This is a genomic window from Bradyrhizobium sp. KB893862 SZCCT0404, assembly GCF_018130885.1.
Lineage (GTDB): Bacteria > Pseudomonadota > Alphaproteobacteria > Rhizobiales > Xanthobacteraceae > Bradyrhizobium > Bradyrhizobium stylosanthis.
Genome location: NZ_JAFCLT010000003.1, coordinates 459,307 through 477,346, shown reverse-complemented (window position 1 = coordinate 477,346; position 18,040 = coordinate 459,307). Strand labels below are relative to the sequence as shown.

The following is an 18,040-nucleotide window of genomic DNA, read 5'->3' as shown; positions in this document are numbered from 1 at the left end:
ACGGCCGAAGGCGAAGCCTGCCGGGAGGGAACGCAATGGAATTTGTGTGGAGCGTGGTCACATTCATCGGCCAGGCCGTCGAGGCGATCTTTGTTTACGTCGAGCATCATCACTGGATCTTCGCGTTCCTGGCCGGCGGCTACGTCTTCTATCTGCACGACCGCTCCGTCCACGCGCGCTTCGATGCACTCGACAAGCGCATCGACGAAATCCGCAAGCGGCTTGCCATCGAATATTGATCGGGCGGAACGAAACCGTCGTGCGGCAGCTCTCGTATCCACGTTGAGAACTGCCGTTCACGAGGGCGCGGCCACGGGGCTTTACTAGCGCTGCGGTTGTGGCATTATTGGTGCATATTTTAGATTGTGCTCCGCGTCCCTGCACTTGTCGAGCGCAAGAGCGCGGCGGCATGCGGTTGATACTTGCTCCGGTGTCATCCCTGCGCCGGTCGAGACCAGCCTGAACCTGTTCGTCGAAGCCATTTCTCTTTTCGTTTGAGCGGCGCGGCATTCGCAAATGAGCGGCGCAAAATGCATAGATCGTTTGTCATTGCCCAGATCTCAGACCTGCATCTGGATGGATCAGGCCGGCTGCTCGCGACGATCGAGGCGCTGGGAGCCGCTCTGCGCGAGAAGATGGCGGACTTCGCCGATATTCCCGATCGCATCCTGCTGATCACCGGTGATCTCGTCGACGACCCGACGCCGCGCGCGCTGGACGAAGCGCTCGCCGTCATCGCGTCCTTCCGGCAGGGCGGGCTGTTCACCGATATCCAGGCGGTCGCCGGCAATCACGACGCCGGGCGGGCGGGCCGGCGTGCCGGCCGCCACGACGTCTACGACTACCTGCATCTGCCGCGGACCTCGAAGAGCGTCTATTACCGCCAGGCCGGCCTCGACCTCGTGCTGCTGGATTCCAACCGCGCCAGCCTCACCACCTTTGCGAGCGGCAACATCGACCAGGCGGCCTACAACGCCATGGTCGCCGATTCCGCGCGGCTGAGCGTCGATCTCGCAGGCAGCCTTGGATCGGCCGGCCGCGCCGACTATTCCGAGCCGGTCGAAAACCTCGTGCGGGTGCTGGCGATGCACCATCATCCGCTGCCGCAGGCAACCGGCGAAGGAAAACGCTTTCTCGGCGCGCCGGACGAGCCGCTGATGTATCTCGCCGCGCCCGCGACCTTCCTCGAAGCGGCGACCTCGCTCAACGTCGATCTGGTCCTGCACGGTCACCGGCACGTCGAGGGGCTGACCCGCTATTCGATTCCCGATCCGCGTGCGACGCGAAGCAGGGGCGATGAAACGTTCTGGCGCACGATCTACGTGCTGTCCTGTCCGTCCTCGACCGGGCAGGCGGGCGACGATGCCGGCTTCAACCTCATCCATTTCGGCCCGATGTCCGGCACGGGCAATGATGAGTATTGCTTCGCGATCGCCCGCTATTCGCGGCGGCGCAACGACAGCGTCTTCAAACCGCTCGACTCGAATTTGCCTGATGGCGTGATCAGGCTGCCCGCCGGGCGGGATTTTTCCCGCGACCCGGTGGTTCAATCGGCCATCGAGATCGGCGCATTGACGACACTGACGCGGGATCGAGCCGCGGCTTTCGCCCGCCAGCTCCTGAAGCGCCACGTCTTCCATCCCGTCGACGAAGTGGACTGGCCCAGCGCGTTCCTCACCTACCTCGTCACCGCCGAGACCTGGGCCGAACTGGAGGGCAGGTTCGCGAGGTCGGCGCGCAGGCCGGACGCCGAGGCGCTTGCCGCGGTGACGCAGATGCTGCGGCGGCTGGCCGCCCACTCCGCCGGCGTGCTCGGTATCGACGACGCTCAGCTCGACGAGATCCGCATCAGGTGTCTGGGTAATCGCGACGATCTCCTGCGCGAACTGCCGGGCGGACCGCGTGCGGACGTCGACATCGAGGCGCAGGTGCAGCAAAGACTGCAATTGTTGCGGGACCTGTACGAGCAGGTCAGCAGGCTCGGCGTCGACCCTGGCGGGCAGGCGTCGCCGCGGACGCCAAATTGACGAGCAACCGGCGTTAACCGGCCATTAGGGTTAACAGTCTATTGCTGGCGCGTTCGGCTCGATCCCTCCGCTCGAGAGTCAAAGCGTCATGCGTCAACGGTTCAGTCCTGCCCGGCTTCTCGCGTCTGCCTCGCTCGTCGCGATGGTGGCGATCAGCCTCGGCGGCTGCACGGCAATGTCAAAGCTCTCCGACGTCACCGGCTCGATCGGATCGAGCGGTGCGCGCGCGGAGGCAGCTCCCGCCGATCCCGCCCGCGCCGTCGAAGTCTATGGTGAGCGCTACCGTGCCAATCCCAAGGACCCTGACGCCGCGCTCGGCTATGGCCAGGCGCTGCGCGCCAACGGCCAGCGCGCGCAGGCCGCCGCCGTGCTCGAGCAGGCGACTATCGCCAATCCCGGCAACAAGGTGCTGCTGGCCCAGTACGGCCGCGCGCTCGCCGACAACGGCAATTTCCAGCAGGCCTTCGACGTGCTGTCGAAGGCACATTCGCCCGACAATCCGGACTGGCGCCTGCTCTCGGTGCAGGGCACGGCGCTCGACCAGATGGGCCGTCACGAGGAGGCGCGCGGCTACTACACGAGCGCGCTGAAGATCGCGCCGGGCGACCCCGGCGTGCTCTCCAATCTGGGCCTGTCCTACATGCTGTCGAAAGACCTGCCGAAGGCCGAGGAGGCACTGCGGCAGGCCTACGCCTCGCCGCGCGCCAGCAGCCGGGTGCGGCAGAATCTCGGCCTGGTCGTCGGTCTCCAGGGCCGCTTCGCCGAGGCCGAGACCATCGTGAAGGCGGACCTGCCGCCGGACCAGGCCGCAGCCAATGTGGCCTACCTCAAGGACATGCTGAGCCGCAGCGAAGGCCCGCGCGGCGCGCCGAAGCGGATGCCGGTGGCCTCGCTCAGCCAGTCCGACTGATCCAGACCGGATAACCTCGTCTCGATATTGCCGGCGCGGACCGCTTGCGGTCCGCCTCCCGCATCATTGCAGCTCGGAGATCTTGATGCCGGTCGGTCCGAGAATGACGACGAACAGCACCGGCAGGAAGAACAGGATCATCGGCACCGTCAGCTTCGGCGGCAGTGCGGCGGCCTTCTTCTCGGCCTCGTTCATGCGCATGTCGCGGTTTTCCTGCGCCATGACGCGCAGCGAGTGCCCGAGCGGCGTGCCGTAGCGTTCGGCCTGCTGAAGCGCCAGACACACCGATTTCACGCCTTCGAGCCCGGTGCGCCGTGCCAGGTTTTCGTAGGCGACCTTCCGGTCCTGCAGATAGGACAGCTCGGCGGTGGTCAGCGTGAATTCTTCCGACAGCGCGATCGACTGGCCCACGATCTCGGTGGCGACCTTGCGGAACGCCATTTCGACCGACATGCCGGATTCGATGCAGATCAGCAGCAGGTCGAGCGCGTCCGGGAAGGCGCGCTTGATCGAGAGCTGACGCTTGGAGATCGCGTTCCTGAGGAACAGCATCGGCGCCTGCAGGCCGAGATAGGCGGCGCCGACACAGATGCCGATCTTGATCGGCATCGGCTTCTCCATATGCGTGATCAGGAACACATACAGGATCGAGCCGACGAACAGCACGATCGGAGCCACCATGCGCGCGAACAGGAATGTGATGTAGGGCGCCTGGCCGCGGTAGCCCGCCATGATGAGCTTGTCGCGCGCGGCCTCCTGCGCGAGCCATTTGGTGAGGTTGAAGTCCTCGACCACCCGCGAGACGAGCTGCTTCGGCGTCTGGCGCAGCGAGACCTTCTCGTTCTTGTTGAGACGCTCGCGCTCGCGCTGGCGGATGCGTTCGCGCTCGCTCGCCACCGCCTTCATCCGCTTGGAGAGGCCTTCGCCGGCGAACAGCGGCATCACCAGCGTATAGACGGTCGCGCTCGCGGCGATGGCCGCAAGCAGCATGGTCATGAAGCGGACGTCATGCAGTTTGGAAACGAGGAACTCGACCATACGCCACCGTCAGAAATCGAAGTTGATCATCTTCTTCATCACCATGATGCCAACCGACATCCAGATGACGCAACCGACCAGCATGAGCTGACCGGTCGGATGGGTCCAGAGCAGAGAGATGTAGTGCGGCGTCGTGAGATAGACGAGGAACATCACGATCGGCGGCAGCGACCCGATGATGCCGGCCGAAGCCTTGGCTTCCATCGACATCGCCTGGATCTTTTCCTTCATCTTCTTGCGGTCGCGCAGCACCTTGGAGAGGTTGCCGAGCGCTTCGGAGAGGTTGCCGCCCGATTTCTGCTGGATCGAGATGACGATGCCGAAGAAGTTGGCTTCCGGCAGCGGCATGCGATCGTAGAGGCGTGAGCAGGCTTCGCCGAGCGGCATGCCGATCGCCTGGGTCTCGATGATGGCCAGGAACTCGCTGCGCAGCGGTTCGGGCGCGTCGGCGGCCACGACCTTGATCGATTCGAACAGCGGCAGGCCCGCCTTGATGCCGCGGACGATCACGTCCACGGCGTCGGGCAGTGCTGCCAGGAACTTGGTTTCGCGGCGCTTCTTCAGGAAGCCGAGCGCCCAGCGCGGCAGGCCGAAGCCGCCGGCGAAGGCAAGACCGGCGGCGCCGAGCACACCGCCGCCGACAAACATGGCGGCCGCGAACAGCGCGCCCCCGACGATGGCGGAGACGATCCAGAATTTCTGCGGCGTCCAGTTCAGCCCGGCCTGCGAGATGCGGACGCTGAGCGGGACGCTCTTCTCCTGCTGGCGCCGGGCCTCGAGATCCTTCAGCGAGGTCTCGACCTGCTCGCGGCGCGAACGCTGGCTCTTTTCGGACTGCTTGGCCGCCGGCGCGTCGGCGCGCGCGATCGAGGCGCGTCGGCTTTCGGCCTTCCGCTCTCCGGACAGCATCGGATAGAGGAAGACCCAGGCGATGCCGCCGACAGCGGCGGTGGCGAGGAAGGCGAGGGCGAGGACCTGGATGTTCATGATGTTGCTGACCCGCTCACGTCTTCGGCGCCACTTCCGCGGCGTCTAGCGCGGCGGCAAGTCGTTTCTCGTCGCCGTAATAGCGCGCGCGCTCCCAGAATTTCGGACGGCCGATGCCGGTCGAGCGGTGGCGGCCGATGATCTTGCCGTTGGCGTCCTCGCCGACCAGGTCGTAGAGGAAGATGTCCTGGGTGATGATGGTGTCGCCTTCCATGCCCATCACCTCGGTGATGTGGGTGATGCGGCGCGAACCGTCGCGCAGGCGCGCGGCCTGGACGATGACGTCGATCGAGGCGCAGATCATCTCGCGGATGGTGCGCGAGGGAAGCGAGAAGCCGCCCATCGTGATCATGGATTCGCAGCGCGACAGCGCCTCGCGCGGATTATTGGCGTGCAGCGTGCCCATCGAGCCGTCATGGCCGGTGTTCATGGCCTGCAGCAGGTCGAACGCCTCGGGTCCGCGGACTTCGCCGACGATGATGCGTTCGGGACGCATACGCAGGCAGTTGCGCACCAGTTCGCGCATGGTGACCTGGCCCTCGCCCTCGATGTTGGGCGGGCGGGTTTCCAGCCGCACCACATGGGGCTGCTGGAGCTGGAGCTCGGCGGCGTCCTCGCAGGTGATGACGCGCTCGTCGTGCTCGATGTAGTTGGTGAGGCAGTTGAGCAGCGTGGTCTTGCCCGAGCCGGTACCGCCGGAGATCAGCACGTTGCAGCGGACGCGGCCGATGATCTGGAGGATCTCGGCGCCCTCCGGCGAGATCGCACCGAACTTGACGAGCTGATCCAGCGTCAGCTTGTCCTTCTTGAATTTGCGGATGGTGAGCGCGGGGCCGTCGATCGACAGCGGCGGCACGATGGCGTTGACGCGGGAGCCGTCGGCGAGACGCGCGTCGCAGATCGGCGAGGATTCGTCGACACGCCGGCCGACCTGGCTGACGATGCGCTGGCAGATGTTGAGGAGCTGCTGGTTGTCGCGGAAGCGGATGCCGGTCTTCTGGATCTTGCCGTTGACTTCGATGAAGACCGTGTTGGCGCCGTTGACCATGATGTCGGCGATGTCGTCGCGCGACAGCAGCGGCTCCAGCGGACCGTAACCGAGCACGTCGTTGCAGATGTCGTCGAGCAGTTCCTCCTGCTCGGCGATCGACATCACGATGTTCTTGATCGCGATGATCTCGTTGACGATGTCGCGGATTTCCTCGCGCGCGGACTCCGAATCGAGCTTGGCGAGCTGGGCGAGATCGATTGCCTCGATCAGCGCGCCGAAGATGGTCGCCTTGACCTCGTAGTAATTGTCCGAGCGGCGGCTCTCCATGGGGGGAGGCGGCGGCGGGGCTTTGATCGGGGCGAGCGGAGGCGAGGCGATGGCCGGCGGAGGCGGCGCGCGCGACACCGTCGGCGCCGGAGCCGGGGTCGGCTCTGGCGACACGGCACCGGGCTTGGGGGCCCGAAGATCGGTGTCTGTTCCGCTACGCTTACCGAACACTTAACGACTCCATGCGGCGGCTTATTTTCCCCGCAACTTCTCAATCAGGGGTGAAAGCAAGGACGACTTTTGTTTCTTCGTTTCGCTGCGGCCGGTCAGGCGCTGGGCGATCTGGAGGAACATCTCGATCGACTTGTGGTTGGCCGAGATCTCCGCGATCATCTGGCCGTTGTTGGCGGCCGAGCCGAAGATCTGCGGTTCGAACGGGATCGAGACGACCGGCTGGCTCTCGATCGCCTTGGCGAACTCGGCGGCGGCGATTTCGGGCCGTTTCGGCACGCCGACCTGGTTCAGGCAGTACAGCGGCGGCCGGTCGTTCGGGCGCGAGGCCTTGAGCAGGTCGAACAGGTTCTTGGTGTTGCGCAAATTGGCAAGGTCGGGCGCCGCCACGATCAGGATGTCGTCGGCGCCGATCAGGGCGCGCTTGGTCCAGCCCGACCATTGATGCGGGATGTCGAGCACGATGCAAGGCATGGTGGCGCGGAGCGTGTCGAACACGGAATCGAAGGCGTCGGTGCCGAAATCATAGACCCGGTCGAGCGTGGCGGGGGCCGCCAGCAGGCTCAGATGGTCGGTGCATTTCGACAGCAGGCGGTCGATGAAGGCGGTATCGACGCGATCGGGCGAGAACACGGCGTCGGCGATGCCCTGCGGCGGGTCCTGGTTGTAGTCGAGCCCGGCGGTGCCGAAGGCGAGGTCGAGGTCGGCGACCACCGCGTCCATCGCGAGGTCGCGCGCGATCGCCCAGGCGACGTTGTGGGAGATGGTGGACGCGCCGACGCCACCCTTGGCGCCGACCACGGCGATGATGCGGCCGACCGCCTTGGCTTCCGGCGCGGAGAACAGGTTGCAGATCGAGCGCACGACGTCGATCGCGCCGACCGGCGCGAGCACGTAGTCGCTGACGCCGCGGCGCACCAGCTCGCGATAGAGCGTGACGTCGTTGATGCGGCCGATCACCACCACGCGGGTGCCGGCGTCGCAGACGGTGGCGAGGTGGTCGAGCCCGCCCAGGAGGTCGTTGCGGCCGTCGCTCTCGAGCACGATCACGTTCGGCGTCGGGGCCGAGCGGTAGGCTTCGATCGCGGCCGCCATGCCGCCCATCTGGATCTTCAGGTGAGCCTTGCCGAGCCGGCGATCCTCGCCGGCCGACTGCACCGCGGCAGCGGTCTCCACGGTCTCGCAGAAAGCCTGGACCGACACGCGCGGCGCGGGAGCAATATGCTCCTCGACCGGCGGAGGCGCTGCTTCCGGCTGCTCTTCTTGGGACTGGCGAGCGTAGTTGATCATTTGCCGGTGTCGCTGAGTTTGGCCTTTTCGGCTTCAGGATAGGGGACCGCCGTTGGCAATCCCTTGCGATACTTCTCGAAGAAGGCGGTGCGCCGTGTCGTGTAGGACGGCGTCTCGGACCGCGGCTGCTCGAGGTCCGACGGGTTGTCGACCATGGCCGCGAGGTTGCGCTGATAGGCGCAGCCGTAATTGTAATAGTCCTTGTTTTCGAACCAGCTCTTGTTCTTCATCGAGGGTCCGATGTCCTCCGGCCACAGGCCGCAGGGACCGGCGACCGCGGCGATCTTGGAATAGGTCAGCCGGATCGGCGGCAGGAAGCGCTTGTCTTCCGGCTGGTAGGGGCGGGTGATGATGCCGCGCGGCGGAACGCCCGCAGCACTCAGCATCGCCTGGATCTCGCGCATCGATTCCGCCGCCGGGCGCGCATTCGGCGTGCCGGCCGGCACGTCGATATGGATGGCGCCGGTGCCTTCGCGCAGCCAGGTCGACGCCACGCCCATCACGTCGGCGCGCTGGGCGGCGGTCAAGCCGCCGCGGGCGTGGCCAACGAAGACCACGATCGAGCGGTTCTGCTCCTCGATCGCGATCGGATGACGCTGCTTGTAGTCGTCGGGAATGGAGGCGGTCGCAATCTCGTCGTGCTGGCAGCCGCCGAGCGCAAGCGCGATACCGACGAGCGCGCCACCGAAGCCGATGGCGCGTTTGCGAAGCTGGGGTGGTCTTGTGATCATCGTGAAGTCCCCGTTCCGCCTCAGTCGGTGATGAAGCCGTAGGTGCCGCGGTAATTCCGGCCTGGTTCGGTCCGGCCAGGCACGCCGTAGATGCGGTTGATGTTGCCGATCAGCTCGGCCTGCGGGTCCGCAGGCGCGGAGAAGCCGTCATCCGGACGCGACAGGTCCTTTGGCGTCGTCGCGCGAACCACATAGGGCGTCACGATCACGACGAGCTCGGTCGCGTTGTTGACGAAGTCGCGGCTGCGGAACAGCGTGCCGAGGATCGGGAGCTGCATCAGCCCCGGCAATCCGCTCACGGCCTGCTTGGTCTGCTGCTGGATCAGGCCGGCCATCGCCATCGCGCCGCCGGAGGGAATTTCCAGCGAGGTCTCGGCGCGGCGGGTCCGGATCGAGGGCACCGTCAGCGAGTTCACCGAGGTCGAGGTCACGGCCTGCGACAGCGTGATCGCATTTTCGTTCGAGAGCTCCGAGACCTCGGTCATCACCCGCAGGCTGATCTTGCCCTCGGTCAGAACGATCGGGGTGAAGTTGAGCGAGATGCCGAACTTCTTGAAGCTGATCTGGGTGGTACAGACATGCGTGGTGGGATCGCACGAATAGCCTGCGGGCACCGGGAATTCGCCGCCGGCGATGAAGGTCGCCGATTCCCCGGAGATCGCGGTCAGGTTCGGCTCCGCCAGGGTGCGGATCACGCCCGCGGTTTCCATCGCGCGCAGGGTGGCCTGCACCGAGGGCGTGGCGCCGAACTTGGTGGTCAGGTTGTTGCCGTCGACGAGGTTGCGGCCGAGCGCCGTGAACGGGTTCGAGTTGGTGAAGCTCACCACCGAGGTGCCGTAGTTCAGGTTGGCGGAGAGGTCGATGCCGAGCTGCTTGACGATGGTGCGCTGGACCTCGGCCACCGTCACCTTGAGCATGACCTGGTCGCGGCCGCGGACCACGATCGAGTTCACGACCTTGTCGGCGCCGCCGGCGAGGCGCGCGGCGAGCTCGTGGGCCTGCTGCGCCTCCATCGGGTTCGCCGCGGTGCCGGACAGCACGATGCTCTCGCCGAGCCCGTCGATCTGGATGTCGGAGCCGGGCAGGATCTGCTTCAGCGCGGCGCGCACGCCGTTGAGGTCGCGCTTGACCGCGATGTCATAGGCCGCGATCTGCTGGCCGGCGGAATCGAAGAACACGATGTTGGTCTGTCCGACCGTCGCGCCGATGATGTAGGCGCGCTGCGCCGAGCGCACCACCGCGTTGGCGATCTTGGGGTCGGCGACCAGCACATCCTTGATGTCGCGCGGCAGGTCGATCACGATCGACTTGCCGACGCCGAGCGAGAGGAAGCGCGCGTTCATCTGGCCGTCGGCTGCAACCGGCACCGGTGCCGGCGCTCCCGCCACCGGACGGTAGTCGGCGGCGAGCACGGGGGTCAGCGCCGGGTTGAGCACCAGCGCGACGGCGGCCGAGAACGACAGGGCGCGGACCAAGGAGGTTCGCATCGTCGTCAAATCTGCCCTGCATTTCATATCGACTGACCTCATCGTGCCTTTGCCGTCGAGCTCGGAATTCCGTAGCGGATGATCGAAACGCCATCGCGCTTCTGTGCGGAGTCATCGAGCGTGATCTCGCTCATCTTGACGTCGACGATGCTGCGCAGCGCGAGCGACAGCGTGCCGCTCTGGCGCGCCGCGGACAGCGTCGCGGTCTGCGCGGGATTGAGCTCGAGGGTGACGGTCTTGCCGACCACCGCGTTCTGGCCGTCCTTCTCCTTCGGCGCCTGGTCGATGGCGAGGACGCGGATGTTGGCCAGGATGATCTCGGAGGTGACGATATCGGGAGCGCCGCTGCTCTGGTCCGGATTCTTGAGGCGGCGGGTCAGAAGGACGTCGACGCGATCGTTGGGCAGGATGAAGCCGCCCGCGCCGGTCTCCGGCGAGATCTCGGTCGAGATCGCGCGCATGCCGGTGGGCAGGATCGCCGCCATGAAGCCCGAGCCCTCGGGCTTGACCAGCTTCTGGTCGCGGATCGGTTCACCCTGGATGAAGGGAGCGCGCGCGATCGAGCCCGTCACCTGGGTCGCGCCCTCCGGCCGTTCGTTGCGGCGGATGAAGGTGGCGCTGGCGGTCGCAGCCGGCCAGGTCTGCCACTGCACGTCTTCCGGCTTGACGGTCTGGCCGAGGCCGATGTCGTTCTTGGCCACCAGCACGTCGACGGTGGGAAGCTGCGCGACCGGAGCCGCTGGGGGCGGCGCAGAATTGTCCGAGCCGCTCGCCAGGTACGCGGCGACGCCGCCGGCGCAGATGGCGACGGTCAGGACGACAATGCGTGCCCTATTCATACGCTTCACTTTCCAACAAAACGCCGCGACGCTGCCGCCGCCGTAATCGGCAGTTGACCAGCTATTCGTCAAAGCATGGTTAATGAGGCGTATCTAAATCGCCTTAACGCCGGGTTTACCCGTGGGCGTTCAGCGCAGTGCGAGGTGAGCGAGGTCGATCGCCTTCACCCAATCGGTCTCCGGATAGACCATCAGCGCGCCAAGCGTGAGCGCGATGCCGTAGGGAATGCCGCTCTCCTTGTCGTGCAGCCGCGCGAGCCAGGCCTGGCCCGCAAGGCCATAGGGCAGCGGCCATTGCCGGAACTGTAGCAGGAGCAGCGTCAGCGCACCGCCGAACAGCGAGGCGTAGAGCAGGAAGTTCATCAGATGAGCGAAGCCGAACCACAGCGCGACGGAGGCTGCGACCTTGGCGTCACCGCCGCCCATCCAGCCCATCGCAAAGCAGGTGAAAGCCACGGCCAGCAGAAGCGCGCCGGCGCCGACATGGGTCAGCATCTCGTAAGGTGCCATGCCACCGGCGAAGGCAAGCACGAAGAAGCCCGCGACCAGCGCCAGCGACACACGGTTCGAGATGGTCATCGTGAACAGATCGCTTGCGGCGGCGAACGCCATCAGGGCCGGGAAGAGCATGAGGCGCGCGAGGTCGAGGATCATGGGCTGCGTCTTGAGGCCTGGGTTGTCGCGGGATCTGGCGTCGCCCCGAGGCTAGCCGGCAGTGCTAAATAAACCGACAACAGGGCAGGGGCCTTAACAGGCGCTGCCTGGAGCGGCGGGCTCACCACAGGGTGGCGATACGCGCGGCGAGCGCGACCGTCGCCAGCAGCAGCGCGAGGCATACCCAGTAGGCCGGCGAGCCGGCTTGCGCCGTCTCCGCTTCGCTCGCCGCAACCGCGGCATCGGTCCTGTACTTTCGCAACGCCACTGGAACTCGCCGTGCTCAGAAAAACAAAGGCCCCGGCGGACCGGGGCTTTTGCCGTCGTTTGTCGGTCGCTTACTTCAGCGACGAGCTGATCGAGCCGAACTTGGTGTTCAGCGTGCTGCCGAGGTTGTTGACGACGGTGATGATGGCCAGCGCGATGCCGGCGGCGATCAGGCCGTATTCGATGGCGGTAGCGCCGGATTCATCCTTGGCGAAACGTGCAATCAAGTTCTTCATGAACAAACTCCATCTGGGGTTGGATCGCCTCGTTCGGCGCTGTCTTTGACGCGCCGAAGATGAGAGCCGAGCTCTTTCGGTAGAGTTAATTCGATCGCGCAAAGGCGCCTTCCGCGCGATGCTTTTGCCCAGAGTGAATTTCACCTTAAGGCGCCTATCGAATTTCGCCTCGGTTCCGGACGTGCCGCAAGTGCGCGCCTTGACTTCACCCTCCCTTAAATTTCGCGGAGTAGGCGTAAGGGGACCCGCAATCCGGAAAAGAGGCGACGATGTCGAGCCTGCCCATGCAAGTCGCCCTGATGCTCGGCGAGACTATCGCGAAAGTGGTCCCGGTCACCTTCGTGCTCGCGATGGTGTTCACGGTGCTCGAGCATTTCTGGGCCTGCAATCCCGGCGCGCCGTGGTGGCGCAAGCGGGAGATCGTCACCGACATCTGCTACTGGTTCTTCGTTCCCGTATTCGCCCGGACCATGCGGATCGGGCTCCTGATCGTCGGGGCGAGTGCCTTCTTCAACATCCATGATGCCGACGGTCTCATCGCCTTCTACGACAACGGCCATGGTCCGCTGGCGCAATTGCCGCTCTGGGTGCAGGCCGCGCTATTCCTGGTGCTGTCCGATTTCATGCTGTACTGGCTGCACCGGCTGTTTCACGGTGGCGAGTTCTGGAAGTACCACGCGATCCATCACTCCTCCGAGGAGATCAGCTGGATTTCGGCGGCCCGCTTCCATCCGGTCAATCTCGTGCTCGGCACGATCGGGGTCGACGTCGTGTTGCTGATGGCCGGCATCTCCCCGAATGTCATGATCTGGCTGTCCCCGTTCACGACCTTCCATTCGGCCTTCGTGCACGCCAATTTGAACTGGACCTTCGGGCCGTTCAAATACGTGCTGGCGACGCCGGTCTTCCATCGCTGGCACCACACCCCGCTCGAAGAGGGCGGCGACACCAATTTCGCCGGGACGTTCCCGGTCTGGGACATGCTGTTCGGCACCTTCCGCATGCCGGAGGGGAAGCTTCCGCAGGATTACGGCAAGGACGAAGCGACCATGCCGAAGGAGATCGGAGGGCAGCTTGCCTATCCGTTCCGCCGCTAAGGCCGGCCAGGGCGGCAAATCGGCGGTCCGTTCAAACAATAGAAGGCGAATTTGCGGAACGTTCACGAATTGAAGGCAGGTTAGCGGGGTCGGGCACCGGCTCCGCTGTTATCTGATCGCTTCTGCCGGTTTGTGACGTCCCGGGGGTAAGAGTATGCGTAAACAATTGCTGCGCCGCCATGCGCGCGTCTGTCTTCTGGTTGCGGCCGCGGTGCTGTCGTCGCCGGCTGCCGGCCTCGCCGAATCCACCGCCGAAATGATCGCGGTCAACGTCGACCAGGCCAAGCTGGTCCGGCTGCCCGGCAAGGTGGCGACCATCGTGGTCGGCAATCCGCTGATCGCCGACGTCACGCTGCAGCCCGGCGGCATGATCGTCGTGACCGGGAAGGGCTACGGCGCCACCAATTTCATCGCACTCGACCGCGCCGGCGAGATCCTGGTCGATCGCCAGATCCAGGTCGAGGGTCCGAGCGACCGCCTCGTCACCGTCTATCGCGGGGTCGAGCGCGAGTCCTACAGCTGCGTGCCGATTTGCCAGCGTCGCGTGACGCTTGGCGACAGCGACGCCTATTTCAACACCACGATGAGCCAGGCCGGTTCGCTGAGCAGCAATGCCAGCGGCAACGCCGGCGCGGGCGCCAAAACCAACTAGCAAGACCAGCTGGCAAGACCTGCTGGCAAGTCAGATCAACGGGGGTGCCCGGGCGGATCCTGTGATCCGGTCCGGGCATTTGCACTTGCTGCGCCCTTCTCCTGCACGTCCGATCGTCTCCGGTTAACGATCCGTTAACGGCGCGCCTGCGGCCGGCCTGCAACACTTAAACAATCAGTTTTAGCTAGTTTTGAGCCAATAAATTGCCGTTGCTGGGGAATTTGACGCGATGCCATCGCCTGCACCTGTAAGGCTCACGCTGCGAACTGCGCTGCGCCGGTTTCGCGGCAACCGCCGCGGCTCTGCGGCCGTCGAGTTCGCGCTGGTCGCGCCGATCTTCTTCGCACTGCTGTTCGCCATCATCGAGACGGCGCTGATGTTCTTCGCGAGCCAGGTGCTCGAGACCATCACGCAGAACTCGGCGCGCGTGGTGCTGACCGGGCAGGCGCAGTCGGGTTCGGTGACCGCCTGCGCGGTGTCCGGTGTCAGCACGCCCTGTACCCAAACCACCTTCAAGACCTACGTCTGCAGCCAGATCCCGGCCCTGTTCGATTGCAGCAAGCTCTATGTCGACGTCACGAGCTACTCGACCTTCTCCGCGGTGACGCTGTCGAGCCACATCGACGGCTCCGGAAATTTCGACACGACCGTGAGCTACAGCCCGGGCAGCGCCGGCGACATCGTGGTGGTGCGGCTGTTCTACCAGTGGCCGCTGTTCGTGACCGGGCTCGGCTACAACATCGCCAATCTCACCGGCAGCAAGCGGCTCCTGGTGGCCACGGCCGCATTCAAGAACGAGCCCTATTAGAGATCGGTGGAGCGATGCAGGCGATTGCGAAGATCCGGCGGGCGATGCGTCTGTCCGCGTATGAATTCCTTGCCGACGGCCGCGGTCTGGCGGCGACCGAATTTGCCGTCGTCGTGCCGCTGATGCTGGTGATGTTCTTCGGGACGGTGGAGTTCTCGTCGGCGGTGGCGATCGATCGCAAGGTGACGCTGATGGCGCGGACGCTGTCGGACCTCACCTCGCAGTCGACGTCGGTGAGCGATACCGACATGACCAACTTCTTCGCTGCCTCGACCGGCATCATGACGCCCTATGCCACCTCGCCGGTCTCGGCGACGATCACCGAGCTCTATGTCGATCCATCGACGTTGCAGGCGCATGTGCAGTGGAGCAAGGGATCGGTGCCGCGGACGCAGAAGTCGGCGGTCACAATTCCCACGACGCTGGCGGTCGGCGGCACCTATCTGATCTTCAGCGAGGTCAGCTACACCTACACGCCGTCGGTGGGCTACGCGCTCAAGAGCGCGATCACGCTGAGCGACGTCGCCTATACAAGGCCGCGGCAGTCGACCTGCGTCTATTACAGCCCGGATACCTCCTGCACGACCTACTGAGCGCGCGGCATCGTTCGAGCATGAAAAAAGGCCGTGCATGCGCACGGCCTTTTCCGTTGTCGCTTCGACGTCCGCTGGCTCAGCCGGCGGAACGAAGGTTGTCGGCGGCCGACTTGCCGGAACGACGGTCAGCGACGATCTCGTAGGAGATCTTCTGGCCTTCGCGCAGCGTGCCGAGACCGGCGCGCTCGACGGCGCTGATGTGCACGAAGACGTCCTGGCCGCCATCGTCGGGCTGAATGAAGCCGAAGCCCTTGGTCGCGTTAAACCACTTCACGGTTCCCATGCTCACGGGGGTAGTTCCTTCTCAGATATGCAGTATCGAAGCCCACTTTCGCAGGCAGGTTAGATCGAGTTTCTGGAAGGGTCGTCAGCGTGTCTGAACCGGCTGTACCGGTGGATGCCAATGTCGTCCGGCCGAAAATCGATTAGTTCATTTTATTGGAAACGGGGTCTCAAAACAATCGGGACGTGCACGATTTTTTGATCCGCCATGGCGTCCATGGCGGATCAGCATACAGGTCGGAATTTTACCTCTGCACTCGCGTGCGCGAAGTGATCAGCGGCGACGGAACTGGCCGCCGCGCTGTCCGGGACGCGGCGGTCCGCCAACGCCGCTCGGACGTTCGTCCTTGTGGCGGAAAATCAGCCGGCCCTTCTCCAGATCGTAAGGCGACATCTCCACCGTCACGCGGTCGCCCGCGAGCGTCTTGATGCGGTTCTTCTTCATCTTGCCGGCGGTGTAGGCGACGATCTCGTGTCCGGCGTCGAGCTGCACGCGGTAGCGGGCGTCGGGGAGGATTTCGGTGACCAGTCCTTCGAACTGGATCAGCTCTTCCTTAGCCATGTGGTTGTCTCCAGTCGTGGACGGCTAGTGCGAATGAGGATTGCGGTTCGGTCGGCCGTTGGGGCGACTCTCGCGACGCAAAAAGGCAACGCCTTGTATTCCATCAGGCTTGCCGGCGCTATGCGCGGGACGCTGTTCCGACCGATCGGCTGGTGAGGAATTCATCTTACCACCGGAACCGCGGCGGCGGCGAGACCCCTTGGAGGCCTTGTGGGCTTCACCGGGCCTGCCATCAACAGGTCTGCCATCGGCATGACGTCCTTCATGGCGTCCCTCGCCGGGCCGTCCGTCGCCGTTCCTGCCGGCGCTGTGGTGGCGCCCGTCGGCATGCCTGTCGTCGCCACGCCGCCCGTCACCATGCCGTGCGCCCTGCGGACGCTGGCCCGGGCGGCCGCCCGGCCGGCCCTGCCGCTGCTGCTGCGGCGGAGGACCCGCATCGCGGCGGCCGGCGTCGGTGCGGTGGTCCTCACGCGGCAGCGCCACGCGGATCAGCCGCTCGATGTCGCGGAGATAGGCGAGTTCCTCGCCACCGGCGACCAGCGAGATCGCGGTGCCGTCGGCGCCGGCGCGCGCAGTGCGGCCGATGCGGTGGACGTAGGTCTCGGGGACGTTGGGCAGGTCGAAATTGATGACATGGGTGATGCCGTCGACGTCGATGCCGCGGGCGGCAATGTCGGTGGCGACCAAGGTGCGGATTTCACCCGAGCGGAACTGGGCCAGTGTGCGCTCGCGATGGTTCTGCGACTTGTTGCCGTGGATGGCGCTGGCGGGGATGCCCGCCTTTTCGAGCGTCTTCACGACCTTGTCGGCGCCGTGCTTGGTGCGGGTGAACACCAGTGCGCGGTTGATCGGTTCGTCCTTCAGGAGCTTGGTCAGGAAGCCGGGCTTGGCCGTGAAATCGACCTGGATGATGCGCTGGTTGATCCGCTCGGCGGTCGAGGAGACCGGGGTCACCGCGACGCGGGCGGGGTCGCGCAGCATGGAATCGGCGAGCTCGGCGATGTCCTTCGGCATGGTGGCCGAGAAGAACAGCGTCTGCCGCTTGATCGGGAGTTTCGCGACGATTTTGCGGATGTCGTTGATGAAGCCCATGTCGAGCATGCGGTCGGCCTCGTCGAGCACGAGGAACTCGACGCTCGAGAGCTTCAGACCGTTGCTCTGCACGAGGTCGAGCAGGCGGCCGGGGGTGGCGACGAGCACGTCCACGCCCTGCATCAGGGCGCGAACCTGGCGGCCCATCGGCACGCCGCCGATGGCCAGCGTCGAGGACAGGCGGATGTGGCGGCCATAGGCATTGAAGCTGTCGAGGATCTGCCCGGACAGCTCGCGGGTCGGCGACAGCACCAGTACGCGGGCGGTCTTGGGCTGCGGCTTGATGCGGTTCTCGAGCAGGCGGTGCAGGATCGGCAGCGCGAAGGACGCGGTCTTGCCGGTGCCGGTCTGGGCGATGCCGACGACGTCGCGGCCGGTCAGCGCCGTGGGGATGGTCTGGGCTTGGATCGGGGTGGGGGTGACGTAATTCTCTTCGGCGAGAGCACGTGCGATCGGTTCGGCGAGGCCGAAGTCCTGAAACGAAGTCAAAAGATGGGTTCTTTCCATGTCAAAAGCGCAACGCCCGGCGCATTCAGCGCGGCGTACGCAAAAGGGTGTCGAGAAGACACCTGCGTGTTTGGGGTGTCGGATGGCTTGGGAGCTGATGGGGCAAGCCAGAGGCCCGAGAGGGCTTAAGAACACGCGGCTCGCTACGACCCCTTGATTCGCAAGAGGTCTCGACCGTTCATATGGAACATTGAGCGGGCGCTTTCAAGGCAACTTGGCCCGAAACCGCGGTTGCGGTGCAGAAATAGTTATGCCGGAATTTTAGACAGAGGCACCATTTTGCTCAAAAAATAAACTGACTGCCGCATTGGCATACATTTTATTCGCCCAATATTTGAGCAGTCTAACTGCGGCGAAACTTGGATTGCGACAAAATTGTCTAGCCTGACCAATGAGTTGGCACGTGCCCAAGGCATGGCACGGTTCTTGCGATTCCGTTAATCGCAGGCGGCCGTGGGGCCGTTTCGCAGCGTCTTTTCACGTCTGCGT

20 protein-coding genes are annotated in these 18,040 nt (G+C 64.9%); 7 read left to right on the top strand and 13 right to left on the bottom strand.

The features are described from left to right. Window positions 1-35: 35 nt before the first annotated feature. The 3 genes from JQ617_RS16210 (at window position 36) to JQ617_RS16200 (ending at window position 2,937) form a co-directional block, all read left to right on the top strand. Window positions 36-239, top strand: coding sequence for a hypothetical protein (locus tag JQ617_RS16210; RefSeq protein ID WP_063694258.1), 204 nt, complete (start codon window positions 36-38; stop codon window positions 237-239). A 291-nt stretch (window positions 240-530) separates the two neighbouring features. Beyond that, complete coding sequence (locus JQ617_RS16205; RefSeq protein ID WP_212027170.1) at window positions 531-2,027, top strand: metallophosphoesterase family protein; 1,497 nt, start codon at window positions 531-533, stop codon at window positions 2,025-2,027. An 88-nt stretch (window positions 2,028-2,115) separates the two neighbouring features. After that, a complete protein-coding gene (locus JQ617_RS16200) occupies window positions 2,116-2,937 on the top strand; it encodes a tetratricopeptide repeat protein (protein WP_212027169.1) in 822 nt (273 codons plus the stop codon). A 63-nt stretch (window positions 2,938-3,000) separates the two neighbouring features. Here JQ617_RS16200 and JQ617_RS16195 read toward each other — a convergent pair whose 3' ends face one another. The 10 genes from JQ617_RS16195 to JQ617_RS16150 form a co-directional block, all read right to left on the bottom strand. After that, the gene (locus tag JQ617_RS16195) at window positions 3,001-3,975 is read right to left on the bottom strand and encodes a type II secretion system F family protein (RefSeq protein WP_212027168.1); all 975 of its coding nucleotides are present in this window, start codon (window positions 3,973-3,975) and stop codon (window positions 3,001-3,003) included. A 9-nt stretch (window positions 3,976-3,984) separates the two neighbouring features. Then, entirely contained in the window at window positions 3,985-4,962 is a 978-nt protein-coding gene (locus JQ617_RS16190) for a type II secretion system F family protein (RefSeq protein ID WP_212027167.1), read from the bottom strand. A gap of 16 nt (window positions 4,963-4,978) precedes the next feature. Continuing rightward, window positions 4,979-6,451, bottom strand: coding sequence for a TadA family conjugal transfer-associated ATPase (locus JQ617_RS16185; RefSeq protein ID WP_212027166.1), 1,473 nt, complete (start codon window positions 6,449-6,451; stop codon window positions 4,979-4,981). A 21-nt stretch (window positions 6,452-6,472) separates the two neighbouring features. After that, window positions 6,473-7,741: a CpaE/TadZ family protein gene (locus JQ617_RS16180; protein WP_212027165.1), complete on the bottom strand. Its 1,269-nt coding sequence runs from the start codon at window positions 7,739-7,741 to the stop codon at window positions 6,473-6,475. Then, entirely contained in the window at window positions 7,738-8,472 is a 735-nt protein-coding gene (locus JQ617_RS16175; protein WP_212027164.1) for a CpaD family pilus assembly protein, read from the bottom strand. Before JQ617_RS16175 ends, JQ617_RS16180 begins: the two co-directional genes overlap by 4 nt. A gap of 20 nt (window positions 8,473-8,492) precedes the next feature. Then, window positions 8,493-9,986 carry a type II and III secretion system protein family protein gene (locus JQ617_RS16170; RefSeq protein WP_212027163.1) on the bottom strand — a complete coding sequence of 498 codons (1,494 nt, stop codon included), beginning with the start codon at window positions 9,984-9,986 and terminating at the stop codon, window positions 8,493-8,495. A gap of 11 nt (window positions 9,987-9,997) precedes the next feature. Further along, a complete protein-coding gene (gene cpaB, locus JQ617_RS16165; protein WP_063694249.1) occupies window positions 9,998-10,798 on the bottom strand; it encodes a Flp pilus assembly protein CpaB in 801 nt (266 codons plus the stop codon). Window positions 10,799-10,927: 129 nt separating this feature from the next. Further along, the gene (locus JQ617_RS16160; protein WP_063694248.1) at window positions 10,928-11,452 is read right to left on the bottom strand and encodes an A24 family peptidase; all 525 of its coding nucleotides are present in this window, start codon (window positions 11,450-11,452) and stop codon (window positions 10,928-10,930) included. A gap of 121 nt (window positions 11,453-11,573) precedes the next feature. Continuing rightward, window positions 11,574-11,720, bottom strand: a complete 147-nt coding sequence (locus JQ617_RS16155) for a hypothetical protein (RefSeq protein WP_212027162.1) — start codon at window positions 11,718-11,720, stop codon at window positions 11,574-11,576. Window positions 11,721-11,790: 70 nt separating this feature from the next. Next, window positions 11,791-11,955, bottom strand: coding sequence for a Flp family type IVb pilin (locus JQ617_RS16150; protein ID WP_018646598.1), 165 nt, complete (start codon window positions 11,953-11,955; stop codon window positions 11,791-11,793). Between the two features lie 269 nt (window positions 11,956-12,224). On the opposite strand from JQ617_RS16150, the gene JQ617_RS16145 reads away from it, so the two are divergent. From JQ617_RS16145 to JQ617_RS16130, 4 genes are all read left to right on the top strand, one after another. After that, window positions 12,225-13,052 (top strand): sterol desaturase family protein, encoded by an 828-nt coding sequence (locus JQ617_RS16145; RefSeq protein ID WP_212027161.1) that lies wholly within the window; start codon window positions 12,225-12,227, stop codon window positions 13,050-13,052. Window positions 13,053-13,206: 154 nt separating this feature from the next. Then, the gene (locus tag JQ617_RS16140; protein WP_063694246.1) at window positions 13,207-13,704 is read left to right on the top strand and encodes a pilus assembly protein N-terminal domain-containing protein; all 498 of its coding nucleotides are present in this window, start codon (window positions 13,207-13,209) and stop codon (window positions 13,702-13,704) included. A gap of 229 nt (window positions 13,705-13,933) precedes the next feature. Continuing rightward, window positions 13,934-14,512, top strand: coding sequence for a TadE/TadG family type IV pilus assembly protein (locus JQ617_RS16135; RefSeq protein ID WP_212027160.1), 579 nt, complete (start codon window positions 13,934-13,936; stop codon window positions 14,510-14,512). A gap of 14 nt (window positions 14,513-14,526) precedes the next feature. Beyond that, a complete protein-coding gene (locus JQ617_RS16130; RefSeq protein ID WP_063694244.1) occupies window positions 14,527-15,105 on the top strand; it encodes a TadE/TadG family type IV pilus assembly protein in 579 nt (192 codons plus the stop codon). A gap of 79 nt (window positions 15,106-15,184) precedes the next feature. Here JQ617_RS16130 and JQ617_RS16125 read toward each other — a convergent pair whose 3' ends face one another. The 3 genes from JQ617_RS16125 to JQ617_RS16115 form a co-directional block, all read right to left on the bottom strand. Then, window positions 15,185-15,397 (bottom strand): cold-shock protein, encoded by a 213-nt coding sequence (locus tag JQ617_RS16125; RefSeq protein ID WP_007599788.1) that lies wholly within the window; start codon window positions 15,395-15,397, stop codon window positions 15,185-15,187. 267 nt (window positions 15,398-15,664) lie between these two features. Further along, complete coding sequence (infA, locus tag JQ617_RS16120; protein WP_008131890.1) at window positions 15,665-15,952, bottom strand: translation initiation factor IF-1; 288 nt, start codon at window positions 15,950-15,952, stop codon at window positions 15,665-15,667. A 24-nt stretch (window positions 15,953-15,976) separates the two neighbouring features. After that, complete coding sequence (locus tag JQ617_RS16115) at window positions 15,977-17,551, bottom strand: DEAD/DEAH box helicase (RefSeq protein WP_063694243.1); 1,575 nt, start codon at window positions 17,549-17,551, stop codon at window positions 15,977-15,979. Window positions 17,552-18,040: the final 489 nt, after the last annotated feature.